We start from the raw sequence: 9,000 nt of genomic DNA, 5'->3' as shown, positions 1-9,000 counted from the left end.
TCGAACGCAGTCTGTGCTTCGATGCTGAGAGCGGCTCAAATATCTGGCAGCACAGCTGGGAAGTCAGCTATGGAACCATGGAATATGGGACCGGGCCGCGTTCATCGGTGAACATTTCCGATGGCAAGGCCTACGCCTTGGGTGCGACGGGCGTGGCTGTGTGTCTTGATGCTGTGACGGGCCGGGTGGTATGGCAGGTGGACACGGTCAAAACCTTCGGGGCGGAGATTCCGACGTGGGGTTTTGCCGCGTCGCCGGTGATCGATGGGAATCGAGTACTCCTGCATGTCGGAGCGAATGCAGGCTCAGTCATCGCCTTGGACAAAAATTCCGGCCAAGAAATCTGGCGGGGCGGCCCAGATCCAGCGGGATACTGCACGCCGGAGATCATCTCGCATGCGGGCACACGTCAGCTGATCGCATGGGGACCGGAGCATGTGCAGAGTCTCGATGCAGACAGCGGTCGGGTGAACTGGCTCTTTCCATACAAGATCACCTATGGCGTCAGCATCGCGCAACCGCTCTATCGTGATGGCATTCTGCTCGTCTCGGGCTACTGGCACGGCGCGAAGGCGCTTCAACTCGGTAAGAGCGCCACGCTGCTTTGGGAAAATCAAACCGAGATCTGCGGACTCATGTCGGCTCCATTGTACAAAGACGGCGTCGTTTACATGCTCGACAAAACTCGCGGCCTCCAAGCCTTCGAACTTAAGACCGGCAGAATCCTCTGGAGCGATGACAACTCACTCACACCGAAGGAGAGCAACCCGCAGATGAGCCTCGTGTGGATGCAGGAATCAACCAACCTTGCGGCCTTGCTCAACTCCAATGGTGAACTCGTCTATGTCACACTGAAGCCCGACAAGCGCGAAGAACTGGCCCGCTGGCAGATCATCGGCAAAACTTGGGCGCATCCGGCATTCGCGGGAAACAGGGTATTTGCACGCAGCGATAAAGAATTGTCAGCCTGGCGGCTTTGGTAGTGAGTATGAAACTCTGGCTGCCCATCCTCCTTGCCATCTTCGTCATTGCCGCCGCTCCCGTAGCCGAATCGCCCGCCTGGAAGGCAGGTGCTGCATCGGCCAAAATCACGCCGGAGAAAGCCATGTGGATGGCGGGTTATGCAGGGCGCACCAAACCCTCTGAAGGTGTGGAACTGGATTTGTTCGCGAAAGCATTCGTGCTCACTGATCAATCGGGCGGACGGTTTGCGCTGATCACGATGGATTTGATCGGAGTGCCGCGAAATCTTCGCCTCGCTATCGCTGAACGTGTGAAAAAGGAACACGGCATCGAACCCGCAAACCTAGCCATCAACGCCTCCCACACGCACAGCGGACCGGAACTTCGCACGAGCAAGATTCATGGCGCTGATGATCTGGCGCTGCGTGAGAAAGAAGCGGCGGAATTTACGGCCCAGTTGGAAAACACCTTGGTCAAACTCGTCGGTGAAGCGCTTCAAAAATCGGTGCCAGCGCATCTCGATTACAGCACCGCACGCTGCGGTGTTTCGATGAACCGCCGCACCCCCGATGGCAAAGGCGGCTGGAGCAATTTCCCGAACCCGAAAGGCCCGGTGGATCAAACAGTGCCCGTGCTCAAAGCCAGCAGCGCGGATGGCAAGGACATCGCGATCATCTTTGGCTACTCCTGCCACTGCACCACACTTGGTCATCAAAAATTCAGCGGCGACTACGCGGGCTATGCGCAGCAGGAAATTGAAAAGGCTCATCCCGATGCGGTGGCGATGTTTGCGAACGGTTGCAGCGGCGATCAGAACCCCTACCCACGCAGGACGGTGGAACTCGCGCAAACGCATGGCAAATCGCTCGCCACCTCCGTGCAAGCCGCGCTGGAAACCCACATGCAGCGCCTCAAAGGCCCCATCCGCGCCGCGTATCGTGAGATCCCGCTGGCCTATGACAAGCTGCCAACCAAAGAACAGCTTCTCGAAGAGCAGAAATCCACGAACACATGGCAGGTCACGCATGCCACCCGCGTGCTCCAGCGCATCGCCGACGAAGGCCCGCTGTCCACAACCTATCCTTATCCCGTGCAGGTGCTTCGTCTCGGCAACGATCTCACCTGGGTCACGCTCGGCGGTGAAGTCGTTGTGGACTACTCACTCCGCCTCAAGCAGGATATCAAGGATCCCATCGTCTGGGTCAGCGGCTACACCAACGACGTCATGGCCTACATCCCCAGCCTGCGCATCTGGCAGGAAGGCGGCTACGAAGGCGGCGGTGCCATGATCTACGGCTCGCATCCCACACGGTGGAGCGACAAGACCGAGGAGAATATTGTCAACACGGTGATGGAACTGCGGAAAGCAGTGGAGTGAAAAAAAAACGGCCCGGGAGGTGATCCCGGGCCGTCAAAAAGTTGCGGATGTTGCGCACGAGCGTGCGCCCTCCATCACTTGCTGTTCTCAGCGAACTGCGCGTCGAAGATGATCTTCGAAGGCGGGAAGTCGATCTTCTTCACGAAGGCGGCGGATTCGGCGGCGCCGAACTCGCGGTCCATCGCGCCGTCTTCCCACTCGACGCTCAGGGGGCCACCGTAGTCGATGTCGTTGAGGGCGCGGATGATGCGCTCGAAGTTGATGTTGCCACGGCCCACGGACTTGAAGTCCCAGTAACGGCTTGGCTTGTGGAAATCGACATGGCCGCCGAAGACGCCGGCGGTGCCGTCACCGATGCCCCAGGCGACGTCCTTCATGTGCACGTGGAAAATGCGGTCGCTGAACTTGTAGAGGAACTTCACATAATCGACGCCCTGGTAGCCAAAATGGCTGGGGTCGTAGTTGAAGCCGAATGCTGGATGGTAATCGACGGCCTGCAGAGCGCGCTCGGCACTGGCGATGTCGAAGGCGATCTCCGTGGGATGCACTTCGAGGGCGTAGCGGATGCCGAGCTTTTGATACTCGTCGAAGATCGGGGTGAAGCGCTTGGCGAAGTCCTTGTAGCCGGCGTCGATCTGCCCCGGCAGGTTCGGTGGGAAGGAATAAACGAGGTGCCAGATGCTGCTGCCGGTGAAGCCGTTGACGACACTGACGCCGAAACGCTTGGCGGCATGCGCGGTCTTGATGAGCTCTTCAGCGGCACGCTGGCGGACGCCTTCAGGATTGCCGTCGCCATAGATGTGGGCGGGAAGAATCTGGGCGTGCCGTGGGTCGATGTTGTCGCACACGGCCTGGCCGACGAGATGGGTGGAGATGGCGTGGCACTGCATGCCTGCGGCCTTCAGTTTGGCGCGCTTGTCATCGCAGTAGGCCTGATCGGCCTTGTCCACTTCGAAGTGGTCGCCCCAGCAGGCAAGTTCGACACCGTCATAACCGAAAGCCTTGGCCTTCTGGATCATGGTATCAACGGAAAGATCGGCCCACTGGCCGGTGAAGAGAGTTACTGGGCGTGGCATGTCAGGTGTGTGGTTGAGTTGAGGCAGGGAAGAAGGAGAAAGATTGGCGAAAGTCGACTGTGAATGACGATTTTTTGCGTGCGGCGGCTATTTGCGCTCGACCGCCTGGGTGCGGACGAGGGTGTAAGGGAGCTCAAGAATGAGCTGCGCCGGCTTGCCATCCGCGTCGTTGACTTGGGCGGTGTTCTTGAGGCTGCCGGTGATCTTGGTGTTCACATCCAACATGTCGGAGAGGCGGCGGACGAGAGTGATGTCGAAAGCGACCTCGATGCGGCTGAGATAATTCATGGGCCGCTCCATGGTGAAATTGCCGACAATATGGACGGTTGCCTGCGCCCCGTCGGGGTGTTCATCCACAGCAGCCAGGGTGCATTCGATGTCCTTCGCGACCACCGCGCCGTAGTCCTTGCCATTGGACTCATTGATGCTGATTTTCCATGTCTCACCGGCTTTGTGTGTCTGATTGATGAGGCATGCCTCTGGGATCTCCAGCAGAAGACTGGTGAATGCCAGATCGTTGAGGAACTTCTGCTGCTCGGCAGTGGGCTTGCCTCCGACCAGGGCGCATTTCCATTTTCCATCTAATTTGCGCAGACGGAGGGTTTTGCCCACCAAGGGCCCGGCCTGTTCGACAGACTGCGGGGCGGGACCGTTGTAATTGATCAGTTCACAGACCATCTCGCGCACCTGCACCTCCTCGGTGTCAGTTCCCTGCAAGCGTCGGACGAGGTTGACCCGTTGAACGAAGCGGCAGAAGAAATCATTGGCCGAATTGGACTTCTGCATGCGGCCTTTCCCCTCCTGCACCCGCACTTCGCGCTTTTCCCGCAGCAGGGTGCCCGTGCGGAGCGAAGAAGGGGCCCCCAAGTCCACAGGTCCGCCGGAATTGTCAGCGGCGTTCAGATGAACGGAGATGAGCAAAAACAGCAGGAAACGCAGCGGGGCATGCATGCTGGGAGACTACCAAAGGCATGCGTACCAGCACAAGCCGCAAGTACCAGCCCTGGCAGGCACGCTCATTTCATGCTTGGCGAATGCCGCCTGTTCATTCCATGATGCAAAGATGCACCGTGTGTTTTTCCTCTGCCTCGCCTTCACCACCGCGATTCGTGCGCAATGGACCAGCTCCCACGTCCATGGTTCACCCGAAGCACCGAAACCCTTCATCGCGGAACAGATGTTTGCCTCCATCCCACTTCAGGATGCCTTGGAGATGATCGCCGTGCCCGGAGCGCAACGGTTTGTCGCTGTCGAAAAAGGGGGCAAAATCTGGAGTTTCAAGGATGCACCGGACGCCAGCGCCAAGGACCTGCTTATCGATCTCAAGCCGGAGCATCCGCTGCTGCAATATGCCTATGGCATCGCGTTTCATCCGCGGTGGAAGGAGAACGGCCATGTCTTCCTCTGCTATGCCTACGGCGATAAAGTCCCCGATGGCACGAAGCTCTCACGCTTCAAACTCACGCAGCAGGAGCCGCCGGTGCTCGATCCTAAGTCAGAGACCGTGTTGCTGACCTGGCGCAGTGGCGGACACAATGGAGCCTCGCTGCAGTTCGGCCCCGATGGCATGCTCTACATATCAACCGGCGACGCTGAAGTCCCCTCCCCGCCCGACCCGCTGAACACCGGGCAGGACATCAGCGATCTGCTGTCCTCCATCCTGCGCATCGACGTGGATCATGCGGAAAACGGCAAAGCCTATGCCATTCCAGCCGACAATCCGTTCTTAAAAACACCCAAGGCCATGCCGGAAATCTGGGCCTTCGGCTTTCGCAATCCTTGGAAAATCAGCTTTGATGGCAAAGGCCGCTTGTGGTGCGGTGATGTCGGCTGGGAACTGTGGGAAATGATTCATCTGGTGCAGCGCGGCGGCAATCATGGCTGGAGCGCGTATGAGGCAAGCCAGCCGATCAAGCCCGAAACCCAGCGACCCGAGCCCATCATCCCGCCCGTGGCCGCGCATCCTCACACAGAGGCCGCGAGCATCACAGGCGGCTACGTCTATCACGGCCCCCGCTTTCCCGAACTGAGCGGAGCCTACATCTACGGCGACTACGAAACTGGCAAGATCTGGGCGCTCTGGCATGATGGCAAACAAGTCACCCGCCGTGAGGAAATCGCCGACACCCCGCACAAGATCGTGACCTTCGGTCAAAGCGAAGATGGCGAGGTGTACTGGATGAACTGGGAAAACAGCACGCGAATCTACCGCCTGGCACCGAACCCTGCCGTCGGTAAACCGAGCCAGTTTCCACGCAAGCTCAGCGCCACAGGACTCTTTTCCGACACCGCCGCGCAAACACCCTCCGCAGGCGTGCTGCCGTTTGAGATCGCCGAACCCATGTGGCAGGACGGTGCCACGGCCACGCGCTATGTGGCCTTGCCCGAAGGCAAAAGCATCAAGACAACGAGCAGCGGCAATCCCGCCAAGCCGAACTACAAAGTCGAGTGGCCCGCCGAATCCGTGCTCGCCCGCACCATCACCTGGCCTGCCACCCAGCAGCGCATCGAAACCCAGGTACTCCATTTCGACGGCGAGACCTGGAGCGGTTACTCCTACCGTTGGAATGACCAAGGCACCGATGCCGAACTCGTCGACGCCGATGGTGAAGATTTCACCGTGCAAAAGCAGCCCTGGCGCATCCATGGCCGAGCCGAATGCGCCCGCTGTCATAACAACTGGAGCAGCTTCGCTCTTGGATTTCAGCCAGATCAGCTCGTCAGCATTGGCGGCAAAAAGCTCTCCGAATCCCCTGAACTTTTCGACGGCCCTTTCCTCGACCGCTTGAAGAACCACCTCATCTCCAGTCGCGACACCAAGGCCGACCTCGAATCCCGCGCCCGCTCCTGGCTGCACGCAAACTGCGCCCATTGCCATCGCCGTCACGGCGGCGGCAGCGTGCCGCTAATGGTGAATTATGACCTGCTCACGGCTGAAACGATGCTGATCTATGAAAAGCCCACACGGGGTGATCTAGGCATTAAGGACCCCGCCGTCGTCCATCCTTTGGCCCCTCAACGAAGCATTCTGTTTCATCGTGTGGCCCGCACCGGAAGCGGCCACATGCCGATGATTGGCGCACGCGATCCTGATCCGGCTGGTGTTCGGCTGCTCTGGGATTGGATCAGTGATCTTCCCACCAAAAATACACCTGCGCTGAGCTACACCGTTGAGTATGACCGGAAGAGCCGCTTGAGCTTTGAAGGCGCCGTTGCTCTGCTTGAGGCAGACAAACAAGTCGGAGGTGCGGATCCCATGCGCTGGTTCCCGACTCCGTCTCATTTGATGATGGTGATCAACAACGATTTGCTGCCCCCCCAGCCTCGTGAAGCCTCCATCAAAGCCGCCATGGCCAGTGGCGATGCAAACATCACCTCCTTGTTTGAGCGCTTCCTGCCGCCCGAGCAGAGGGTGAAGACCCTCGGCGTGAATTTTGACGCGAAAAAGCTCCTCGCAGTCCAAGGCGATGCGAAGCGCGGTGGTGAGCTCGTCAACATGAGTGGCAAACTGGCGACCTGCCTGGCCTGCCACATCGTCAACGGCATCGGCCGCGATTTCGGTCCCGATTTGAGCAAAGCGGGGGCGCGACTGACGCGTGAGCAAATCCTCGAAAGCCTGCATAAGCCCTCAAAAAACATCGCCAAGGGCTACGAGACCTGGCTCGTCACATTGAAGGACGGCAGCGTGCAAAGCGGTTTCGTCACCCATTCCGATGAAGGTGCGATCACTCTTAAAATCCCCACCGGACAGTCACAGACGATCAAGCGTGACCAAATCAAAAATCAGCAGCCGCAGCCAGTGTCGCTGATGCCCGAGGGACTGCTGCAAAGCATGACTGAACAGGAAGCGGCAGATATCATCGCGTTTTTGGCGGGGTTGAGATAGGAGCAAACAGGGTCCATCTGGGCGCGCGCCGTACCGCCAGATGAGGCGATCCTCTCTGCATCCCAAGAGAAAGCTGCATACACCGGACACGGATGATGCGTTTCCATGTGCCGATGCACACCACCCCAGTCACCTGCCCAAGCTGTTTTCAGGAATTTGAGGTTCCCGCCCCATCCTATAATGAGGTGCCGTGCGATGTGGATTACGATTGCGAAGTTTGCTGCAGGCCGCTGCGCATCTTTTTTTCAGAAGACGACGGTGAAATCTTGGGCATGGCCTACGGCTTAGGGGAGAACGGACCTTATGGTTAATTACCATCAAAACACAGCCTGACATTCTGGTACTCCCAAGTTTCTTCTTTCTTATGCCTCTATTGCGCGTTTTCGCAGAGAATGCATTTGGCTGTTTGCAAAAACAGAAGTTGTCGTTAATCTCGAAAAATCCCGCTGCCAGGAGTCTGGTGGATGGGAAGCTTAACAAACAGGTTAACACCCACACACATGAAAATCGCTATCCTTACCCTCATCGCGGCTTCCGCCGTCCTCTCCGCTTGCCAGCAGCCTGCTCCTCCGCCGCCGCCACCACCAGTGCACAGCGGCAAGTAAGCAGTCCGCCGCCTAGTGCGGCTGGTTGTGAAACTTACGTGTGATCATTTAATGATCCGTCTTGCCACTGTTCTGTCGCTGCGTCCGTGATGCTTCATGCATCCTGTTCCAGCTAAGACGGCATGTGCGAAGTGCGACGCCAAAGCGAAGGCCGACTGCAAAGACGGTCACAAGCTCTAATCTGACAGGCAACTGCCATATTGCGCCGCCGTTCCCCACCCAACCGGGGGACGGCGGCTTCTTTTTTCACCCTTTCAGCGCCGAATTCCAGATGCTGGACTTCCGTTTATACTTCATTGATGGACTGCCATGCCAGACTGCCTGCTCGCCCTTGAATCCTCCTGCGATGAGACTGCCGCGGCCATCTGTACTCTGGACGGTGAGCTGATCGCCGGCAGGATCGCCTCGCAGATCGAAATTCACCGCCAGTATGGCGGAGTCGTGCCGGAGGTGGCCTCACGCAATCACATCCTCCACGTGAGGCCACTGGTTCAGCAGGTCCTTGCTGACGCAGGCAAAACGCTCGGAGACATGTCAGCTTTTGCAGCCACCAGCGGTCCGGGGCTGGTGAGTTCGCTGCTCATTGGCACGTCGATGGCGAAGGCGCTCGCCATCTCTGAAAACAAGCCCTTCCTGGCCGTGAATCACATGGAAGGCCACCTGCTCTCCCCCTTTATGGATGGTAACGGCCCGGTGCGAGCCTGTGTGGCGCTCATCGTCAGCGGTGGACACACGATGCTGGTGCGCGTGCATGGCGTGGGCCGGTACGAACTTCTGGGACGCACGCGCGATGACGCCGCAGGCGAGGCCTTTGACAAGGTGGCGAAGATGATCGGACTCCCCTACCCCGGCGGGCCGGAGATCGACAAACTGGCCACGCGTGGCGACCCAACTGCCTTCGCCTTTCCAAGGAGCTTCCTAGATGGCCGCAGCCTGGAGTTCAGTTTCAGCGGCTTGAAGACCGCCGTGCTGTATGAACTGCCGCGCGTCGATCTGAATAGCGAACAGGTGCTGGCCGATCTCAGTGCCAGTGTGCAGGCGGCGATCATCGAGGTGCTGGTAGAAAAACTGGTGCTCGCGGCCAAGCAATGC

The 9,000-nt window shown here is 58.6% G+C and carries 6 protein-coding genes; 4 read left to right on the top strand and 2 right to left on the bottom strand.

Annotation, left to right across the window (positions count from 1 at the left end; translation table 11 throughout):
• Positions 1 to 983, top strand: a 983-nt coding sequence (locus ACIREA_RS19905) for a PQQ-binding-like beta-propeller repeat protein (protein WP_397384091.1), incomplete at its 5' end; no start/stop codon positions are given.
• Between the two features lie 5 nt (positions 984 to 988).
• On the top strand, positions 989 to 2,341 hold the full coding sequence (locus tag ACIREA_RS19900) for a neutral/alkaline non-lysosomal ceramidase N-terminal domain-containing protein (RefSeq protein ID WP_397384090.1): 1,353 nt from the start codon (positions 989 to 991) through the stop codon (positions 2,339 to 2,341).
• Between the two features lie 74 nt (positions 2,342 to 2,415).
• On the opposite strand, the gene ACIREA_RS19895 is transcribed toward ACIREA_RS19900, so the two are convergent.
• Both ACIREA_RS19895 and ACIREA_RS19890 read right to left on the bottom strand, forming a co-directional pair.
• Positions 2,416 to 3,417, bottom strand: a complete 1,002-nt coding sequence (locus ACIREA_RS19895; protein ID WP_397384089.1) for a sugar phosphate isomerase/epimerase family protein — start codon at positions 3,415 to 3,417, stop codon at positions 2,416 to 2,418.
• A gap of 87 nt (positions 3,418 to 3,504) precedes the next feature.
• Positions 3,505 to 4,368, bottom strand: coding sequence for a hypothetical protein (locus ACIREA_RS19890; protein ID WP_397384088.1), 864 nt, complete (start codon positions 4,366 to 4,368; stop codon positions 3,505 to 3,507).
• Between the two features lie 112 nt (positions 4,369 to 4,480).
• Between ACIREA_RS19890 and ACIREA_RS19885 the strand changes: the two genes are divergently transcribed.
• Both ACIREA_RS19885 and tsaD read left to right on the top strand, forming a co-directional pair.
• Positions 4,481 to 7,303 carry a PQQ-dependent sugar dehydrogenase gene (locus ACIREA_RS19885; RefSeq protein ID WP_397384087.1) on the top strand — a complete coding sequence of 941 codons (2,823 nt, stop codon included), beginning with the start codon at positions 4,481 to 4,483 and terminating at the stop codon, positions 7,301 to 7,303.
• A 914-nt stretch (positions 7,304 to 8,217) separates the two neighbouring features.
• On the top strand, positions 8,218 to 9,000 hold a 783-nt coding region (gene tsaD, locus ACIREA_RS19880), incomplete at its 3' end, for a tRNA (adenosine(37)-N6)-threonylcarbamoyltransferase complex transferase subunit TsaD (protein ID WP_397384086.1).

This window comes from Prosthecobacter sp. (genome assembly GCF_044373815.1).
Lineage (GTDB): Bacteria > Verrucomicrobiota > Verrucomicrobiia > Verrucomicrobiales > Verrucomicrobiaceae > Prosthecobacter.
Note: the sequence above shows the minus strand (reverse complement) of the source record. Positions and strands in the feature narration are given on the sequence as shown.

Excerpts from the sequence above, each read along its gene's own strand:
- ACIREA_RS19900 (WP_397384090.1), top strand. The coding sequence starts at position 989 with ATGAAACTCTGGCTGCCCATCCTCCTTGCCATCTTCGTCATTGCCGCC.
- ACIREA_RS19895 (WP_397384089.1), bottom strand. The coding sequence starts at position 3,417 with ATGCCACGCCCAGTAACTCTCTTCACCGGCCAGTGGGCCGATCTTTCC.
- ACIREA_RS19890 (WP_397384088.1), bottom strand. The coding sequence starts at position 4,368 with ATGCATGCCCCGCTGCGTTTCCTGCTGTTTTTGCTCATCTCCGTTCAT.
- ACIREA_RS19885 (WP_397384087.1), top strand. The coding sequence starts at position 4,481 with ATGCACCGTGTGTTTTTCCTCTGCCTCGCCTTCACCACCGCGATTCGT.